The organism is Plantactinospora sp. CA-290183, from assembly GCF_050936375.1.
Lineage (GTDB): Bacteria > Actinomycetota > Actinomycetes > Mycobacteriales > Micromonosporaceae > Plantactinospora.
In genome coordinates this window covers 74,493-92,410 of record NZ_JBNJMX010000008.1, presented here as the reverse complement: position 1 = coordinate 92,410, position 17,918 = coordinate 74,493, and the positions used below count along the sequence as shown (strand labels likewise).

The 17,918-nt window shown below is 71.6% G+C and carries 11 protein-coding genes, 2 tRNA genes and 1 pseudogene; 2 read left to right on the top strand and 12 right to left on the bottom strand.

Annotated elements, in window-relative coordinates; genetic code table 11:
• Positions 1-12: 12 nt before the first annotated feature.
• The 8 genes and pseudogenes from ACQEUR_RS16155 to ACQEUR_RS16120 form a co-directional block, all read right to left on the bottom strand.
• The gene (locus ACQEUR_RS16155) at positions 13-312 is read right to left on the bottom strand and encodes a helix-turn-helix domain-containing protein (protein WP_433031267.1); all 300 of its coding nucleotides are present in this window, start codon (positions 310-312) and stop codon (positions 13-15) included.
• A gap of 3 nt (positions 313-315) precedes the next feature.
• Positions 316-519, bottom strand: a complete 204-nt coding sequence (locus tag ACQEUR_RS16150) for a hypothetical protein (RefSeq protein WP_433031415.1) — start codon at positions 517-519, stop codon at positions 316-318.
• A gap of 25 nt (positions 520-544) precedes the next feature.
• A pseudogene (locus tag ACQEUR_RS16145) lies at positions 545-664 on the bottom strand (hypothetical protein); the annotation flags it as partial.
• 272 nt (positions 665-936) lie between these two features.
• Positions 937-1,107, bottom strand: coding sequence for an SEC-C metal-binding domain-containing protein (locus tag ACQEUR_RS16140; RefSeq protein ID WP_433031264.1), 171 nt, complete (start codon positions 1,105-1,107; stop codon positions 937-939).
• Between the two features lie 71 nt (positions 1,108-1,178).
• Positions 1,179-1,252 (bottom strand) — tRNA-Ile (locus ACQEUR_RS16135).
• Between the two features lie 81 nt (positions 1,253-1,333).
• On the bottom strand, positions 1,334-2,668 hold the full coding sequence (locus ACQEUR_RS16130) for an FAD-dependent oxidoreductase (RefSeq protein ID WP_433031409.1): 1,335 nt from the start codon (positions 2,666-2,668) through the stop codon (positions 1,334-1,336).
• Complete coding sequence (locus ACQEUR_RS16125) at positions 2,652-4,814, bottom strand: MMPL family transporter (RefSeq protein ID WP_433031261.1); 2,163 nt, start codon at positions 4,812-4,814, stop codon at positions 2,652-2,654. The genes ACQEUR_RS16130 and ACQEUR_RS16125 overlap by 17 nt, the downstream gene beginning before the upstream one ends.
• A 149-nt stretch (positions 4,815-4,963) precedes the next feature.
• A tRNA-Asn gene (locus ACQEUR_RS16120) sits at positions 4,964-5,036 on the bottom strand.
• A gap of 286 nt (positions 5,037-5,322) precedes the next feature.
• Here ACQEUR_RS16120 and ACQEUR_RS16115 point away from each other — a divergent pair.
• Positions 5,323-5,703 carry a hypothetical protein gene (locus ACQEUR_RS16115; RefSeq protein ID WP_433031259.1) on the top strand — a complete coding sequence of 127 codons (381 nt, stop codon included), beginning with the start codon at positions 5,323-5,325 and terminating at the stop codon, positions 5,701-5,703.
• A gap of 84 nt (positions 5,704-5,787) precedes the next feature.
• Here ACQEUR_RS16115 and ACQEUR_RS16110 read toward each other — a convergent pair whose 3' ends face one another.
• From ACQEUR_RS16110 to ACQEUR_RS16100, 3 genes are all read right to left on the bottom strand, one after another.
• Positions 5,788-6,795, bottom strand: coding sequence for a sugar phosphate isomerase/epimerase family protein (locus ACQEUR_RS16110; RefSeq protein ID WP_433031256.1), 1,008 nt, complete (start codon positions 6,793-6,795; stop codon positions 5,788-5,790).
• A gap of 396 nt (positions 6,796-7,191) precedes the next feature.
• On the bottom strand, positions 7,192-9,306 hold the full coding sequence (locus ACQEUR_RS16105; RefSeq protein ID WP_433031254.1) for a ThuA domain-containing protein: 2,115 nt from the start codon (positions 9,304-9,306) through the stop codon (positions 7,192-7,194).
• Between the two features lie 86 nt (positions 9,307-9,392).
• The gene (locus ACQEUR_RS16100) at positions 9,393-12,254 is read right to left on the bottom strand and encodes a PQQ-dependent sugar dehydrogenase (RefSeq protein WP_433031252.1); all 2,862 of its coding nucleotides are present in this window, start codon (positions 12,252-12,254) and stop codon (positions 9,393-9,395) included.
• Positions 12,255-12,804: 550 nt separating this feature from the next.
• Here ACQEUR_RS16100 and ACQEUR_RS16095 point away from each other — a divergent pair.
• Positions 12,805-16,815, top strand: coding sequence for a hypothetical protein (locus tag ACQEUR_RS16095; protein WP_433031249.1), 4,011 nt, complete (start codon positions 12,805-12,807; stop codon positions 16,813-16,815).
• Between the two features lie 51 nt (positions 16,816-16,866).
• Here the strand turns inward: ACQEUR_RS16095 and ACQEUR_RS16090 are convergent, their stop codons facing one another.
• The gene (locus ACQEUR_RS16090) at positions 16,867-17,793 is read right to left on the bottom strand and encodes a polyprenyl synthetase family protein (protein ID WP_433031246.1); all 927 of its coding nucleotides are present in this window, start codon (positions 17,791-17,793) and stop codon (positions 16,867-16,869) included.
• Positions 17,794-17,918: the final 125 nt, after the last annotated feature.

Sequence of the window (17,918 nt, the reverse complement as noted above, 5' to 3'; positions counted from 1 at the left end):
GCGGTCAGCGACTCAAGCCGCAGCGTCACGCGGCTCAAAACTGACACTGAGGCTCACATCCAACGCCGCCGCCAACCGCTCCAACACCGGCAACGTCGGAACGGTCCCGCCCGCCTCAAACCGAGCAACCGCCGACTGGGTCATCCCCGATGTCTGCGCGAGCTGCGACTGACTCCAACCCCGACGCTCACGAAGCTCCCGCACCGCACGGCCGAGCTCAAACGCCAGCCGCGCCGCGTCGTACGCCTCCTCGGCTCCGGGCTCAGCCATGCGCCGGTCGCGCATGGCGGCCCAGTCTGCCCGTTCATCCATGGCCTAGCCCTTCTCCTCTTCAACGCGGTGCGCCTCGTCGACACACCGAGCCAACGCCCGCCGCGCCCGGTCGACCTCTCGATCGTCGCGCATGCGCGTCTTGTGGAACACCGTCAGCAGGATGATCCGCTTGTCGGACGCGATCCAGTAGGTGACCCTTACCGCCTGCCGCTCGAGGTAACCGCAACTCGCGCAGCTTCCCATCAAGCTGCTTCGTGTACGGCTCACCCAGCAGCGGGCCCTGCTCCGCCAACAGATCGACGTAGAACGCCGCCCTGGCAAACAGTGCAGTTGGCAGGCTTTCCAGCCACTTCTCGACCTCCGGCTCCAGCTCAACGACACCCCAGGTCATAGCAGCAATGCTATACCAACGACGACTCGTAACCAGGCGACGACATCAGCCGAACCAACCGTCGGCTGCGGCGATGGTCCGCATGCCGATCAGAGCGCACTGGGAAGCCGCAGGCCAGAGAGGTATGTGGGCCGGAGGCATCACCATACGAACCGCACGGCGACCGTCGCCGGTAATCCACTTCCGCTACCTACGACCGGGTCACGCGCCAATCGGGGTGTCCTGTGACGAGCCGGAACGGCAGTCGACCCCGTCTGACGCGGGCTGCTCCCTCAGGCCACTCGGCCGCAGCATTTCTTATACTTCGTTCCCGATCCGCACCAGCAGGGGCCGTTGCGTGGCGGCGGCCAGGCGATGACGCCCTGCTCGGCGATCGTCTCGCTGTAGCGAGCCCGACCGCTGCCTGATCTGGCACAGATCTGGCACGTAGAGGGATTCGACACCCAAGACAGCGGTAGCCCTGGTTCCTCGAGATCACTCCCGACCAGGGCTACCGCTATGTCTTCCGCAAGGGTGGGGCGGGCGGGACTCGAACCCGCGACCGAGGGATTATGAGTCCCCTGCTCTAACCGACTGAGCTACCGCCCCGCGCGGGGCGAGCCCGTGCAGGGCGAGAATAGCAACCGGCATCGAAGCCGGGGTGACGCCAGGCGGGCGGCCGGAGCAGGGTCAACCGACCAGCCGGCGGAGGATGGCGCCCGCCGCCTGCCAGCCGCTGGCAAGCGCTCCCTGTACGGAGGGGCTCGCCCGGTGGTCGCCCGCGAGGTAGATCCCGTCGCCCATCGCCACCGCCTTGCGGAGCCGTCCCTGCGGTGCCGGGGCGGCGGGCAGCGCCGCCGGCACGGTGACGGTGGTCAGGTGCTCCCAGTCGTCGGTCGGGCGGCCGTACAGCCGGGCCAGTTCGGCGCGGACCATCGGCTCCGGCGGCGGTGCCGGCCCGGCCACCGAGGTGGCGATCAGGTGTCGCCCGGCCGGTGCGTACGTCGGGGCGGCCCGGCTCGCCACCACCGTGTTCGAGACCAGTTCCCGGCGGTCCCCGTCGAGCAGCAGGACCGGCTCGTCCAGCGGCGGCTCGACCGCGGAGTGGTAGTACGTGGTCAGCCCGTGCATGTGTACCCGGCGCAGGGTTGGCAGCAGGGTGCGCACGGCCGGCGGGTCGACGGCGACCAGCACCGCCCGGCAGCGGATCTTCCCGGCCGAGGTCTGCACCAGCCCCGGCCCCAGCCGCGTCGCCGCCACGTTGAGCCGCAGCAGGTACGCCGGCAGGGGCGCCGCCACGGCCCGGGGCAGCGCCGCGATCCCCGCCGCGGGCAGCCCGATCCGACCCCGCACGAACGACCGGAGCACCATCGCGAAGACGTGGCTGGAGGTGGTCAGCTCCCGCTCGCCGAAGACACCGGAGAGGAACGGCCGGAGCAGTTCCTCGACGATCCGCTCGGAGAGCCCCGCCCGGCACAGCGCCATCTCGGTGCTCAGTTCGGGCCAGGCGAGCAGCCGCGCCGCCGGGTAGACCGCGCAGCGGGTGGCCAGCGCGGCCAGCCGGACCCGGTCGCTGACCCGCCCGACACTGTTGACGGCGCCCAGCCGGCGAGGGTCCGGCACGGCGGTGGGGGGCCGCATGTCGCCGAGGGGTGGATCGGCCCGTCCCAGGCCGGCGGCGTCGGCCAGCCCGGTCAGCATCGTCCGGCCCGCCCCGAGCGGCTCCCGCAGCGGATGCACCATCCGGTGCAGGGTGGCACCCCGGCGTACCAGCACGCCCGGGGTGAACAGGCCGAGTTCCAGGGTGGCCAGGTCGAGCAGCGCGGCGAGGCGCGGATAGGCGGTGTTGACCACCCAGGCTGCGGTCGGCAGTGAGCCGTCCACCGCGTCGGTGGCGACCCGGCCGCCGAGCCGGTCGGCGGCCTCGACGAGCACCCACGGGGTACCGGCCCGGTGCAGGCGGCGGGCCGCGGCCAGTCCGGCCAGTCCACCGCCGACGATCACCACGTCAGTCTCGGTCGGCAGGTCCGGCATGTCCTCCCCCGCCGCCGTCCGGAGGTCCGCTGGTGCGGGCCAGCCGGGAGGGCCACCAGATCGCCGGCCCGATGTCGTAGGCCAGCGCCGGGACCAGCAGCGACCGCACGATGATGGTGTCCAGGAGTACGCCGAGCGCGACCGCCACGCCCAGCTCGATCAGGATCACCAACGGCAGTACGGCGAGCGCCGAGAAGGTCGCGGCCAGCACGATGCCGGCGGAGGTGATCACCCCCCCGGTGACCACCAGCCCGCGCAGCACCCCGGCCCGGGTGCCCCGCCGGACGGACTCCTCCCGCACCCGGCTCATCAGGAAGATGTTGTAGTCGATGCCGAGCGCGACCAGGAAGACGAACGCGAACAGCGGGAACGACGCGTCGACGCCGGGAAAGCCGAAGACGTACCGGAACAGCAGCGCGCAGAGCCCGAGGGTGGCCAGGAAGGACAGCACCACGGTCAGGATCAGCAGTATCGGGGCGAGCAGGGCGCGCAGCAGCAGCGCCAGGATCACCGCGATGACACCGAGCACCACCGGGATGATCAGGTTACGGTCCCGGTCCGAGGCGTCGGCGCTGTCCACGCTGATCGCGGTGAAGCCGCCGACCACCGCGCCGGCGTCCGGTACCGCGTGCACGGCGGCGCGCAGCCGCCGTACCGTCTGCTCGGCCTGTTGGCTGTCCGGCGCGGCCGTCAGGGTCGCCTGGAGCTGGACCACCCCGTCCACCACCCGGGGTGGGCCGGCGGGCGGCGCCGGGATGCCCGGCGCCGCCGGGGCGGCGGGTGCCGCGTCGGCGGCCGGTACGGCCCGGACCTCGGCGACGCCCGGCACCGACCGGGCCGCCGCCGCCACCCGGTCCACGGTGCCCTCCGCGGTGAAGATCGTGGCCGGGCTGCCCAGCCCGCCGGGGTAGTGCCGGTCGATCACCTCCTGGGCGATCACCGAGTCGGTCCGGCCGGTGAAGAGCTCCGACTGGCCCAGCCGGGTGGCCCCGAGCTGGGTCAGCCCGACGGCGAGCCCGATCAGGAACAGGGTGGTCACCACCCAGACGAGCCGGGACCGGCGGGCGATGAAGTTCGCGGCCGGCTTCCACAGCCGGCCGACCGAGGCAGCGTCCTCGGCGTACGGGGAACGGGGCCAGAACGCCCAGCGGCCGCCCAGCAGCAGCAGGGCCGGGAGGAAGGTGAGCATGACCACGAGGGTGGCGCCGATGCCGACCGCGGCGACCGGGCCGAGCGCCTGGTTTGAGGCGAGGCTGGAGAGCAGCAGGCAGAGCAGCCCGGCGATGACGGTGCTGCCGGAGGCGAAGATCGCCGGCGCGGCGCCGCGCCAGGCCACCACCATGGCCTGGACGGTCCCCTTGTGCCGGCAGAGTTCTTCCCGGTAGCGGGCGATCAGCAGCAGGGCGTAGTCGGTCCCGGCACCGAAGACCAGCACGGTGAGAATGCCCTGGGCCTGCCCGTTCAGCATGATCACGCCTTCCTTCGCCAGGAAGTAGACGGCGAGGGAGGCGAGCGCGTACGACAGGCCGGCGGCGAGCAGCGGGATGACCCACAGAATCGGGCTGCGGTAGACGACGAGCAGGATCACCAGCACCACCACGAGGGTGACCAGCAGCAGCGGCCCGTCGATCGAGGAGAAGACCTCGATCAGGTCACTGAGCAGTCCCGCCGGACCACCGACGACGACGGTCTCCCCGCCGCCCCCGTGGCCGGCGATCCGGCGCAACTCCTCGACGACCTCGCGGACCTGGTCCCCCGCGGTGTTGTCGATCGGCACGATCACCTGGAGCGCCTGCCCGTCCTCGCTGGGTATCGGCGGCGGCAGCGGCGCCACCACCCCGGGCACCCGGGCGAACCGCGCCGCGTCGGCCTCTGCGCGCTGCCGGTCGGCGTCGGTGATCCCGCTGTCCCGGCTGTAGACGACCTGCGCCGGGGTGGTCTGCCGCGCGACGAAGCGGTCGGCCAGCTGCTGGGCCCGGGTCGCCTCGGCGTCGGAGGGCAGGAACGCGGCGTTGTCGTTGGTGGCCACCTCGCTCAGCCGTCCCGCGTACGGCCCGGACACCGCGCCGACCACCAGCCAGCCGATGACGAGCAGGGCGGCGACCAGCAGGACGGCACGCCTGCGCGATCCGGCCATTCCCTCACCACCCGCGTGTCATGCCGCACCCGATGCTGCGGCCGCGTATCGGCCCCGGGCGGACGCCCGGGCGACAGGGACCGGGTCATGAGCGGGTCCCAGATACGACGATGCCCGCCGACGGGGCCGGCGGGCGGGATTTGGGAAAGCTCCCCCGTTTGGACTCGAACCAAAAACCTGCCGGTTAACAGCCGGCTGCTCTGCCAATTGAGCTACGGGGGATCGCGGTGTGTCCGGCACTGGATCTCTCCGGCGCCGTGCGACGGCACAAGAGTACAGGACACCCGGGGGTGGTGGGCTACCGGGTTATCGCCCCCGGGGCCGGGGTGTCCGGACCAGCGACGCGGGAGCCCCTAGATATCGGGACAAATAGCGAGGCTTCACGCTCTCGCGCATGAGCTTGGTGGAGGATGGGTACTGAGCTGGGGACAGACGACGCAGGCGCGACACGGCCGACCACCGGGGACATCCGGGGGCACGGTTCGCGTCAAGCACGGAAGGAGCCGCCATGCGCGGAAAGCTGTGGTTCGTCGGCGGGGTGGCTGTGGGCTTCGTCCTGGGCGCCCGCGCGGGCCGGGAGAAGTACGAGGAGCTGGTCGTCAAGGGGCGCAAGGTCCTTGACCACCCCACGGTGCAGGAAGCCGCCGGGGTGGCCCAGGCGCAGGCCAACCGCCTCTACAGCGAGGGCAAGGACCGCCTGAGCCAGACCAGGCTCGCGGAGAAGTTGGGGCAGGACAACGGCACGTCCGCGTTGGGTTCCGACTCCGACAGCAAGCTCGCGGGTACGACCGCCGGATCGGGTACGACGGCTCCGTCGTCGCCCTCGACGCCGACGGGTTCCACCTCCCGGGCGAAGCCCTCCGGCGGAGCCAACGGCACCACCCTCTGACCTATCGACAGGGCCTCCCCCTGATCGCGAAGAGTCCGGCTCGCCACGGCGGGCCGGACTCTTCGCGATCATGAACGGGGGTGCTCAGTCCTTGCTGCTGAACGCGGCGTCGAAGGCGGCGCTCGGAGCGTCGAACGCGAGCCGGCGGACGAACTGCAGGGCCTCCGGCGCCCCGACCAGCCGGTCCATTCCGGCGTCCTCCCACTCGATCGAGATCGGGCCGTCGTAGCCGATGGCGTTCAGCGCCCGGAAGCAGTCCTCCCACGGGACGTCGCCGTGCCCGGTGGAGACGAAGTCCCAGCCCCGGCGCAGGTCGGCCCAGGGCAGGTGGGACGAGAGCCGGCCCCGGCGCCCGTCGCCGGTACGGACCTTCGCGTCCTTGCAGTCCACGTGGTAGATGCGGTCGGCGAAGTCGAAGATGAAGTTCACCGGGTCGAGTTCCTGCCAGACGAAGTGCGACGGGTCCCAGTTGAGCCCGAACGCCGGCCGGTGGCCGATCGCCTCCAGGGTGCGCTTGGTGGTCCAGTAGTCGTACGCGATCTCGCTCGGGTGCACCTCGTGCGCGAACCGCACCCCGACCTCGTCGAAGACGTCGAGGATCGGGTTCCAGCGGTCGGCGAAGTCCTGGTACCCCTTTTCGATCATCGACGGCGGGACCGGCGGGAACATCGCCAGGGTGTGCCAGATCGACGAGCCGGTGAACCCGACCACGGTGTTCACCCCGAGCTTCGCCGCCGCCCGGGCGGTGTCCTTGATCTCCTCGGCGGCGCGCTGCCGTACGCCCTCGGGTTCGCCGTCGCCCCAGATCCGGGCCGGCAGGATGTCCTGGTGCCGCTCGTCGATCGGGTGGTCGCAGACCGCCTGCCCGACGAGGTGGTTGGAGATCGTGAACACCTGGAGGTTGTACTTGGCCAGCGTCTCCCGCTTGCGCTCGACGTACGAGGGGTCGGCGAGCGCCTTGTCGACCTCGAAGTGGTCGCCCCAGCAGGCGATCTCCAGCCCGTCGTAGCCCCACTCGGAGGCGAGCCGGCACACCTCCTCGAACGGTAGGTCGGCCCACTGGCCGGTGAAGAGCGTGATGGGTCGCGCCATGGTCTTTCTCCCTGTCGGTCACACGGGATTCGCGACTGCGCCACGTCGGGCGCCGGTGGGGCGGGGCGAGGATGACCGTCCGGAACGTGGCGACACCCCGTCGGAGAAACCGGCGGGTGCGACGGCACCTGAGCCGCACGGGTTGCGCCTCCCGCCCGACCACCGGCCACCCCCGGGGGTCGCCAACCACACTCTAAGCCGTACCCCCCGCGCCAGGAACCCCCACCACCCCCTCATGATCGCGATGATCAGGGAGTCCTTCCCGCGTGTCGTCGGCGTGTCGCCCCCACCACTCCCTAATCACCGGGATCAAGGAGTGGCGGGGGCGAGCGGCGGGCGGCGGGCCGGCGCGGTGGTGGGGGTGGGGGTCGCGCGCCCGCCCGCCGCCCGCTCATTTCAGGGCAGGGTCCACTTCTGGTTGGCGGCGCCGGCCACGCAGTCCCACAGGTGCACGTCCTGGCCGTCGGCGGAGCTGTTCGCCGAGACGTCCAGGCACTTGCCCGACACCGGGTTGCGCAGCGTGCCGTCGGCCTGGACCGCCCAGCTCTGCGCGGCGGTGCCGTTGCAGGTCCAGAGCTGGACCTTCGTACCGTTGGCCGTGGCACTGCCGGAGATGTCCAGGCACTTACCGAGGGTGCGCAGGGTCTGGCCGGTCACCGTCCAGCTCTGCCGGGCCGAACCGGTGCAGGTGGAGATCTGCGCCTGGGCACCGTCGGCGGTGCTGCCGCCGTCGATCTCCAGGCACTTGCCGGCCAGCCCCCTGACCGGACCGGAGCCCGACGGGGTGGTGCCGCCCCGGACCAGGGTGAACTCGTCGACGTCGTACAGGCCCCCGCCGGAACCGGCGACGGTCAGGTAGACGTTCTGCGCCCCGGACGGTACGCCGGACAGCGCGGTGCTCACCTCCGCGTAGCTCTCCCAGCCACCCGTGTTCGGCACCGTCACCGAGCCGAGCACCGGGCCGGTGGCCGAGCCCGTACGCACCTGAAGGGTGCCGCCGGCCCCGCCGGAGACGACCCGGGAACGGAACGAGGTGACCCCGGTCAGGTCGAGCCCGTTGTACGCCGCCCAGTCACCCGGGTCGAGGTACCCGATCGTCGAGCCGCCGTTGGCGCCGGCCTTGCCGACCACGGTGACCCCGCTCTGCGTGCTGAACGCCTCGGCCTGCACGGTGCTCCCGGGCCCCGGGTCCGGACCGCCGCCCAGCTCCTTGATCCGGATGTTGCGGAACGCCACGTCGTCACCGTCACCGTGGTTCTGGATCCCGATGTGTCCGGCGAGCGAACGCACCGGATCGGTGTTGGTGAAGTCGTTGATCAGCACGCCGTTGAGGTAGACCCGCAGCCGCTCCCCCTCGACCAGCAGCTCGTAGTTGTTCCACTCCCCCGGCGCGTTGAGCGCCGCGTCCCGGGCCGCGATGTCCGCCGACTTGAACGAGTAGACCGCCCCGGTGGTCCGGTCGGCCGCGTCGGTCGCGTCGATCTGGATCTCGTAGCCGTTGTTCACCGCGGAGTTCGGGTCGGTCGACGGCGGGAAGCCGATGAAGATCCCCGAGTTGTCGTCGCCCGCCATCCGCCAGTCCAGCTTCAGGGAGTACGAGGTGAACTGCTTGGCGCTGTACCAGAACAGCCCCATCCCACCGACCGAGGTGAGCGTGGCGTCGGAGTTGGTGAAGTTACCCGGCCCGGCCTGCGACCAGCCGGTGGTGGAGCCGTTGTAGAGGCTGCTGTAGCCGGTCTCCGGCCGGCAGTCGGCCTTGCTGCGACCGGCGGCGTACCGGATGCCGCCGAGCAGGTGTGCCCGGAAGGCCGGCTCGGCGTACGAGGCCTGGGTGTGGCCGCCGCCGGTGTAGAAGGAGCGACCGCCCTCGTACGTCTTGCACCACGCGTGCGGGTGGTCGGCGCCCATCCCGCCACCGGAGTACGACGACTCGTCCAGGGTGGCCAGCACCCGCGCCGTGGACCGGGCGTTGGTCCGGTAGTTGTACCACTCGTCGGTGCGGGTCCAGGTCTGCGGCAGGTGCGCGGTGGCGGCGTGCCCCCGGTGCTCCACCTTGACGTTGGCCTGCTGGATCGCCGGGTGCGAGGCGAAGTACGCCCCGACGAGGTTGCCGTAGAACGGCCAGTCGTACTCGCTGTCGGCGGCGGCGTGCACCCCGACGTACCCCCTGCCGCTGCGGATGTAGGACTCGAACGCGCTCTGCTGGCCGGCGTTGAGCACGTCCCCGGTGGTGTTGAGGAAGACCACCGCCTCGTACTGGGCCAGGTTGGCGGTGGTGAAGGCGGTCGCGTCCTCGGTGGCGGTCACGGTGAAGCTGTTCGCCGCGCCGAGTTCGCGGATCGCCTGGGTGCCGACCGCGATCGAGTCGTGGCGGAAGCCGGCGGTCTTGGAGAAGACCAGGACGTCGTACGGGGCGTCGGCGGCGCTGGCCGGGCCCGCCGGGGTGGTACAGGCGATGACGGCGAGCGCCGCCATCGCCGTACCGAGGACGGGACGGAGCAGTCTGCGCATGGGTGCTCTCCCTCTGAGGGCGGTTAGGAGGGGGCCCTTCCTCTACAGAAAACGATAGGAAGGGCCCCTTCCTTACATCCGGAAAATCAGGGCAGGGTCCACTTCTGGTTGGCGGCGCCGGCGACGCAGTCCCACAGGTGCACGTCCTGGCCGTCGGCGGAGCTGTTCGCCGAGACGTCCAGGCACTTGCCCGACACCGGGTTGCGCAGCGTGCCGTCGGCCTGGGCGGCCCAGTTCTGCGCGGCGGTGGCGTTGCAGGTCCAGAGCTGGATCTTCGTACCGTTGGCGGTGCCGGCGCCGGAGATGTCCAGGCACTTGCCGGAGTTCCGCAGCGTCTGGCCGGTCACCGTCCAGGTCTGCCGGGGTGTGGCGGTGCAGGTGGAGATCTGCGCCTGGGCACCGTCGGCGGTGCTGCCGCCGTCGATCTCCAGGCACTTGCCGGCCAGCCCCTTGATCGGGCCGGAACCGGACGGGGTGGTGCCGCCGCCGGTGTTGATGGTGAAGGCGTCCAGGTCGTAGAGCGCCCCGGTGCCGGAGCCGGCGAACGTGAGGTAGAGCGTGGTGGTGCCGGCCGGCGGCGCGGAGATCGTGCCGGTCACGGTGGCGAAGGTCTCCCAGCCGCCGGTCACCGGAACGGTCGCCGAGCCGAGCACGCTGCCGGTGGCGGAGCCGGCCCGCACCTGGAGGGTGCCGCCGGCGCCGGCCGAGGAGACCCGGGCGCTGAACGAGGTGGCGTTGGCCAGCCGGTACGGCTGGAACGCGATCCAGTCCCCGTTGTTGATGTCGCCGACGGTCTGCCCGCCCTCGGCGGCGGTCTTGGTGAACTTCGCGACCCCGGACGAGCTGCCGTAGTGCTCGGCCTGGCGGTGCTTCGGCGCCAGGACGTGCTGGGTGTGGGTGGTCAGCCCGCCCCGGTCGGTGTACTCCGCGTCGAAGACCGGGAAGATGTTCGCCGCGTCGTCGTGCTCGCCGTCGACGGGGATGGTGATGGTGCCGGAGCAGCCGTTGGCCGAGGTGATCTGGTGGCCGTGGGTGTCGTGGCCCAGCACGTAGGTCATCTTGGCCCGGGAGCAGTCGATCGTCCCCTCCTCCGGGTCGGTGACGGTGATCTGGAACGGCACCGTCTCACCGAAGGCGACGAGCTGCCCGCTGGCCGGGGCGGTGATGGTCACCGTCGGCGCGGTGTTGCCGACCCCGACGGTCACGCTGGCGGTCCCGGTGGCGCCGGCCGGATCCCGTACGGTCAGCATCGCCGTGTAGGTGCCGTTCGCGGTGTACGTCTTGGTCGGGTTGGCCGCCGTGGAGCTGGTGCCGTCGCCGAACGCCCAGGAGTAGCTCAGGGCCCCGCCCTCGGGGTCGGAGGAGCCGGCCGAGGAGAAGGCGACGGTCAGCGGGGCGGCCCCGGAGGTGGGGGTGGCGCTGGCGACCGCGGTCGGGGCCCGGTTGCCGCCGCCGACGTAGTCGAAGCGGTAGAGGGCCGAGTTGGCGTCACCGTTGAAGTAGCCGGTGCCGTAGTCGAGGACGTAGAGGGAGCCGTCCGGGCCGAACGCCGAGTCCATCACCTGCTTGCCGACCCAGGGGAAGGTGTCGATGGTGCCCGGCGATCCGTCGCCGTTGACGTGGATCGGCTTGATCCAGCCCCGGCCGAACTCCGTGGCGAAGAACTGGCCGTCGAAGGACTGCGGGAACTTCGTGGTCGACGGGTTCGAGGCGCTGTACCGGTAGACGGGGCCGCCCATCGGCGACTCCGAGCCGCCGCCGAACTCCGGCGGGGTGCCGGCGTCACCGGCGTACCGGATCCAGGCCGGCCGGGCCGCCGGCAGGGTGCCCTGACCGGTGTTGCGGAACGAGTTGTTGGTCGGCCCGCCGCCGCAGTTGTACTTGCCGCCGGACGGACCGTCCGGGAACGTCCACTCGTTGTACGTCTCGGTGCTGGTGTTGGTGCCGGTGCAGTACGGCCAGCCGTAGTTGCCCGGCGAGGCGATCCGGTTGAACTCGACCTGGCCGCTCGGTCCCCGGTTGGGGTTGGTGGAGCCGGCGTCCGGGCCGTAGTCGCCGACGTAGACCACGCCGGTGGCCTTGTCGACGCTCATCCGGAACGGGTTGCGGAAGCCCATCGCGTAGATCTCCGGGCGGGTGTTCGCGGTGCCCGGTGCGAAGAGGTTCCCGGCCGGGACCGAGTACGTCCCGTTGGCGTTCACCTTGATCCGCAGGATCTTGCCCCGCAGGTCGTTGGTGTTGCCGGCCGAGCGCTGCGCGTCGTACGCGGGGTAGCGGGTGGTCCGCTCGTCGATCGGGGCGTAGCCGGCCGACTCGAACGGGTTGGAGTCGTCGCCGGTGGAGAGGTAGAGGTTGCCGGCGGCGTCGAAGTCGATGTCCCCGCCGACGTGGCAGCACATGCCCCGGTCCGCCGGTACGTCGAGGACGGTGACCTGGCTGCCCATGTTGAGGGTGAAGTCGGCGTTCAGGGTGAACCGGGCCAGCCGGTTGACCCCGGCGAACGGGGCGAACTGCGCCGCGGTGCCGTTCGCGGGCGCGCCGCCGGCCGGGGTGGACAGCGGTGGGGCGTAGTAGAGGTAGATGTGCCGGTTGGTGGCGAAGCCGGGGTCGACGCCGACGCCCTGCAACCCCTCCTCGTCGTGGGTGTAGACCGGCAGGGTGCCGACCACGGCGGTGTTGCCGGCCGCGTCGGTGCGGCGCACGGTGCCGTTGCGGGCGGTGTGCAGCACGGATCGGTCCGGCAGCACCGCGATCGTCATCGGCTCGCCGACCTCGGCCACGCCGCGGGCGAGGGTGACCTGCTGGAAGTCGGCGGCGTTGATCGGGTGCGCCTGGGCGGGGGCGGTGGCGCCGAACACCGCCGGTACGGCGGTCGCCACCAGCAACAGCGCGGTGCCGGTCGCCCGCCATCGCCGGCTGGGCGTGCTTCGATGGTCTGTTCTGGACATACGGTGCCCTTCCCTCCTGACCAGGACTGCCAGGCAGGGCGCGCGCCGTCGCGCCAGATGCCGTAGCGGTGGGGTGCCGACCCGAGCTGCTCGGTGGGCCGGGCGATGGTTAACCGCGCCGCCGGTTACATCGGTGAAACATGTGTGTCTTGGCGACGACACTAATTTCTTCAGGTAGATGTGTCCATACCTTCTGCCACAGCAGATTGGACTTTCGTTTACAGGGAGAAAAGTTGGCCCCATCTGGACGGTCCGGTGCCGGTGGCCGGACGGTGCGGAGCTGGAACAGCCGGCAGGTGGACGGACGATGAGCCGACGATGAGCTTCCGGTGCCCGTCGGACCTACAGTCGCCGCGAGGGCCCCACGACGCTCGCCGTGCGACCGGCCAGCCGGTCAGCCCCGCGCCGAGGACGACAGGAAAAGGCGCCACCGCACCCCACCGGCCGCCCCTGGTTCCCCGGCGCGACCTCAGGATCCCCAGTCTGCGGAGGTACAGGTCATGCGCCAACGGAACGTCCAACCAGGGGCCACCGGCAGGGTGACGGCCCGATGAACCGGCACCGCCGCTTCCCCGCGCCGCTCGCCGCGTTCCTCGCGGCGAGCCTGGTCTTCGGCGGCGCGCCCGCCTCGGCGCAACCACCGGCGGCGGCGAAACCCGCGCCCGGGCCGTCCACGGCGGCCGACCCCGCGAGCCCACCCGACCCGTCGACCGTCGCGCGCCAGCAGCGCGACCAGGTGCTGCCGAAGGGCTGGCAGGCCTCCGCCGACACGGCCTGGACCACCAGCGGCGACAGCACCGGCTTCCACCTGCTGGTCGCCGAGTCGAAGACCGGCTACACCTGGCGCACCGCCGCGACCCTGGTCGAGCCGCTGATCCAGAGCGACCAGTGGATCGGCAACGCCTGCCTCACCGGCTCCGGAGACCGCGCCGTCGTGGTCTACCAGCCGCGTCACTTCACCAACCGGTCCCACCTGTTCGACCGGGGTGCCTTCGCCGCCATCGTCGACCTGGGCACCGGGCGGGTGACCAAGCTCGACCTGACCGTCAGCGTCGCCTACCACAACCCCGGCTGCGGTGCCGGCGAGACCGCGGTGCTGAGCCAGGGCGGCGCGACCGACCTGGGCAGGACCCGGCTGCACGTCGTCGACACCACCCGGGGCAGTACGGTCAGCCGGCACGAACTGGCCGGCCAGGTGACCTCCGCGGTGCCGTTCCGCGACGGTGTCGCCGCCGCCGAGGGCGGCCGCATCTTCGCGCTCGCCGCCGACGGCACCCGTACGACGGTGACCGAGACCGCAGGGGTGGCCGCCTACCTGCGGCCGAACGCCGCCGGCGGGCTGTCGTACCTGGAGATGGCCGACGAGGCGACGACGGTGGTCCGGCACACCACCGGCGGCGGCTCCCGCGAGCTGGCCCGGGGACCGCTGGCCGAGGTCGGCCTCTCCGCCGGCACCGGTGGCCGGGCCTTCATCACCGGCAACCCGAAGAGCGTCGCCGCGACCCTCCCGGCCGGCGTACGGCAGCTCGCCGTGCCGGTCCGGGCGGCGGTCTCCACCCTGGGGCAGGTCGCGGTCAGCGACGCCGGCCCCACCCGGTCCACGGTGGCCGGCGCGGCCGCGCCCCGACCCGCCCCCGGCGACGCCCGGCCGGTCAACCTGGAGGCCCGGGTGCCGGCGACCGGCCGGACCCTCGGTTTCCAGGTCGGGCCCTTCGACCGGACCACCGACCGGATCGACGAGGGCAGGCGGCCGGCGCCGATGTTCCGGGTGGCGGCCGCGACCCGCGGTGCCAGCCCGCTGGCCGCCGGCTCCTCGACCAACCCGGTCGACGACGACCGGTACTGCTCGGTGCCGCGCAACGACGTCCGGTTCCAGGTGGAGCAGCCGCACTGGCAGCAGATCGAGTGGGCCGCCAACCTGGCCGTGCAGCGGGCACTGACCATCCAGCGCCCGGCCAACTGGCGCGGCACCGGGCTGCCGGCCTGGTCGCCGCAGGGCATGTTGCCGCCCCGGGACCTGGCCGGCGGCGGGCGGGTACCCGCCCAGATCATGCTCGGCATCCTGGCCCAGGAGTCGAACCTGTGGCAGGCCTCCTGGCACGCCCTGGAGGGCGTACCGGCCAACCCGCTGATCGGCAACTACTACGGCATCGAGAACGAGGACGGCTGGCTGATCAACTGGGCCGACGCCGACTGCGGGTACGGCGTCGGGCAGGTCACCGACGGCATGCGGCTGGCCGGCAAGGGGCGGCCGGGCGAGGTCATCCGGCCGCTGAACGAGCAGCGTGCCATCGCCGCCGACTACGCCACGAACATCGCCGCCGGCCTGCGCATCCTCCAGGACAAGTGGAACCAGCTCTACAACCTCGGCATCCGGGTCAACAACTCCGACCCGTCGAGGATCGAGAACTGGTTCGCCGCGGTGTGGGCGTACAACACCGGGCTGAACCCGCAGGCGGTCACCGGCGGCACCGGCTGCTCGCCGGGGCCGTCGTGCACCGACGACCGGGGCAACTGGGGGCTCGGCTGGTCGCAGAACCCGGCGAACCCGGACTACCCCTTCAACCGCCTCGGGTTCCTGAACGGCCTGAACGGGGAGGGGTCACCGGGTGACGCCGCACGGCCCAACCAGTGGCCGTACCCGGAGAAGGTGATGGGCTGGGCGGCGTTCCCGATCGTCAAGTCCGACTTCCGGACGCCCGACGACTACTACCCCGGCTACCTCCAGGCGTGGTGGACCAGCCCGGTCGCGCGCACCTCCGCGATCCGGCCGCCGGTGCGGACCTTCTGCACCACCGCCAACAACTGCTCGGTCAACCCGGCCGGCCAGGGGTCGTGCGGCTACAGCGACTTCCACTGCTGGTGGCACTGGCCGGTGGTCACGAAGTCGGTCTGCGAGCAGGACTGCGGCTACGAGAACCTGCGGTTCAGTCCGGGCGCGGCGGAACCGGCGCGGGGCACCCACTATCCACCGGAGTGCGCGGTGAACGGGATCCCCTCGAACGCGCTGATCGTCGATGACCAGCCCGACGACGTACCGGTCATCCGGTCCGACCGCTGCGCGACCCCGACGACCAACCGGGGCACGTTCAGCCTCCAGTTCAGCGGCACCTCCGCCGGGCTGTATCCCTCCAAGGTGGACATGCACCAGATCGGCGCCGGCCTGGACGGGCACTTCTGGTTCGCCCACGAGCAGAACGACGGCAGCGAGGCCGCGTACAAGGTGAAGGTCACCGGCACCTGGCGGCTGGGGCAGACCCTGAACCAGTGGGCCCGGGTCTTCGTGCACATGCCCGGACACGGTGCGGACAGCCAGCAGGCGCACTACACGGTCGACCGGGGCGCCAGCGCCACCCCGGCGGCCAGCCGCTACAAGACCCGTACGCTGCCACAGCGGCAGGGCGACGACCGGTGGGTCCCGCTCGGCGTCTTCCAGTTCAACGGCACCCCCACGATCAGCATGAGCAACGTGACCCGCAACGGCGGCGGGCTGGGGGTGGACAACGTCGCCTGGGACGCGGTGGCGTTCGTCCCGCTGAGCGCCAAGCCGCGCAACTTCGTGGTGGCGCTCGGTGAGTCGTACTCCTCCGGTGAGGGAGCGGCGACGAACGCCGCCCTGGACTACTACCACGACTCCAACCACAACGGCGACGGGATGGAGGACTACCGCAACGGCTGCCATCGCTCCCGGCACGCCTGGTCCCGGAAGGCCTTCCTCCGGGACGACCCGCAGCAGCGCAGCATCGGCACCCGGGCGGACAGTCTCGATCCGAACATGGACTACCACCTGCTCGCCTGTTCCGGCTCGGAGACGGACCACCTGCTGCCGACCGGGGTGAACCCGATCTCCGGCAAGCGGGTCAACGACCCGCTCACCGGGGCACCGTTCCGGAACGCCTGGGGTGATGTCGCCCGGGGCGCCCGGCGGGAGGTCTCCCAGCTCGACAAGGGCTTCCTCGACGAGAACACCACGCTCGTCTCCCTCTCCATCGGGGGGAACGACATCAAGTGGAGCGCGGCCCTGCAGAACTGCATCCTGCTGCCCATACCGTGCCAGGAGGCGGAGATCGACGGGCAGCGGGCGGCGGACTACCTTCCCCGACTGATGCAGTTCGAGATGCGGGAGTCGGTGCTCACGGTGTTGCGGGCCATCGCACAGGAGGCACCCAACGCGAAGATCATGCTGATGGGGTACCCGGAGCTGATGGACAACGACGGCAACTGCGTCGAGTGGCTGGGGTACGGGATCTCGGACTCGGAGGCCGACTGGATCAACCAGACCGGCCGGGAACTCTCGGACGTCCTCGGCGAGATCGCCGCCGCCGCCCGGACGGCCGGGATCCAGGCCCGGTTCGCCGACCCGATCGCCAACATGGACTTCGCCGGGCAGGCGATCTGCGGCAACCCGGAGACCATCCACGGGATCGTCGCGGCGAAGACCGATGGTGAGGTCCCCGACGAACCGCTCCAGCCGTCCCAGCAGTCCTTCCACCCGAAGGTGACCGGCACCACCAACTACGCCAGCACCTTCAACCGGGAACTGCGCAACTGGGGCCTCTGACCGCTTCGCCCGTGCCAGGGCCGGTCCGATCGGGCCGGCCCTGGTCCACCTCTACACCTGCCGGTCGACCGCCTCGCCGGCCAGCGCCGCGAGCACCTCGGCGGTCCCGCCGAGCAGCGGGGCGTCGGCGAGCGCGGTCAGCGCCGCGTCGGCGCGTACCTTGATCATCTGCTCGATCCGGTCCAGGGCACCGGTGTCGACGATGATCTCCCGCAGCTCCGCCGCGCCATCCGGATCGAGATCCGGATTGCCGAAGAGCGCCTTCAACCGCTGCGCCTGGCCCCGGTCGGCACTCCCCCGGGCCAGCGCCATCATCACCGTCGGCTTCCCCTCGCGCAGGTCGTCCAGGATCGACTTGCCGGTCAGCGCCGGATCGCCGAAGACCCCGAGTACGTCGTCGCGGAGCTGGAACGCGTCGCCGAGCGGGTCACCGAACGCGGCGAGCGCGGTCAGCAGCTCGGGCGACCCGCCGGCCAGCGCGGCGCCGATCTGCAGCGGCCGGGTCACCGTGTAGCGGGCCGCCTTCATCCGGATCACGGTCAGCGCGCTCGCCACCGAGCCGTCCCCCACCCCGGAGACCAGGTCCAGATACTGCCCGGCGATCACCTCGGTACGCATGGTGGCGAAGACCCCGTACCCCCGGTGCACCTCGTCCGGGGTCAGCCCGCACTCGTGGAACATCTGGTCCGCCCAGGCGGCGCAGAGGTCGCCGCAGAGCAGCGCGGTGCTCCGCCCGTACGAGGCGGGGTCGCCGCGCCACGCCGACCGGGCGTGCAGGTCGGCGAAGAGCCGGTGCACCGAGGGCTCGCCCCGGCGCCGGTCGCTGCCGTCCATGATGTCGTCGTGGATCAGCGCGAAGGCGTGGAACAGCTCCAGCGCCGCGGCGGCGGCCACGATGGCGCTGCCGTCCGCGCCGCCCGCGCCGCGCCAGCCCCAGTAGCAGAACATCGGGCGCAGCCGCTTGCCGCCGGCCAGCACGAACCGGTGCAGCGTGGTGAAGACGCCCCGGGGCGCCCCGTCCGGCCAGTCCGGATCCTGCCGGTCGAGGAACGCGGCGAGCTGGCTGTCCGGCGCTTCCGCAGCTCGCCGAGATCGATGTCCGG

What these genes read in the sequence shown, in the direction of transcription:
- ACQEUR_RS16155 (WP_433031267.1), bottom strand. Translation starts at nt 312, where the DNA reads ATGGATGAACGGGCAGACTGGGCCGCCATGCGCGACCGGCGCATGGCT.
- ACQEUR_RS16125 (WP_433031261.1), bottom strand. Translation starts at nt 4,814, where the DNA reads ATGGCCGGATCGCGCAGGCGTGCCGTCCTGCTGGTCGCCGCCCTGCTC.
- ACQEUR_RS16115 (WP_433031259.1), top strand. Translation starts at nt 5,323, where the DNA reads ATGCGCGGAAAGCTGTGGTTCGTCGGCGGGGTGGCTGTGGGCTTCGTC.
- ACQEUR_RS16110 (WP_433031256.1), bottom strand. Translation starts at nt 6,795, where the DNA reads ATGGCGCGACCCATCACGCTCTTCACCGGCCAGTGGGCCGACCTACCG.
- ACQEUR_RS16105 (WP_433031254.1), bottom strand. Translation starts at nt 9,306, where the DNA reads ATGCGCAGACTGCTCCGTCCCGTCCTCGGTACGGCGATGGCGGCGCTC.
- ACQEUR_RS16100 (WP_433031252.1), bottom strand. Translation starts at nt 12,254, where the DNA reads ATGTCCAGAACAGACCATCGAAGCACGCCCAGCCGGCGATGGCGGGCG.
- ACQEUR_RS16095 (WP_433031249.1), top strand. Translation starts at nt 12,805, where the DNA reads ATGAACCGGCACCGCCGCTTCCCCGCGCCGCTCGCCGCGTTCCTCGCG.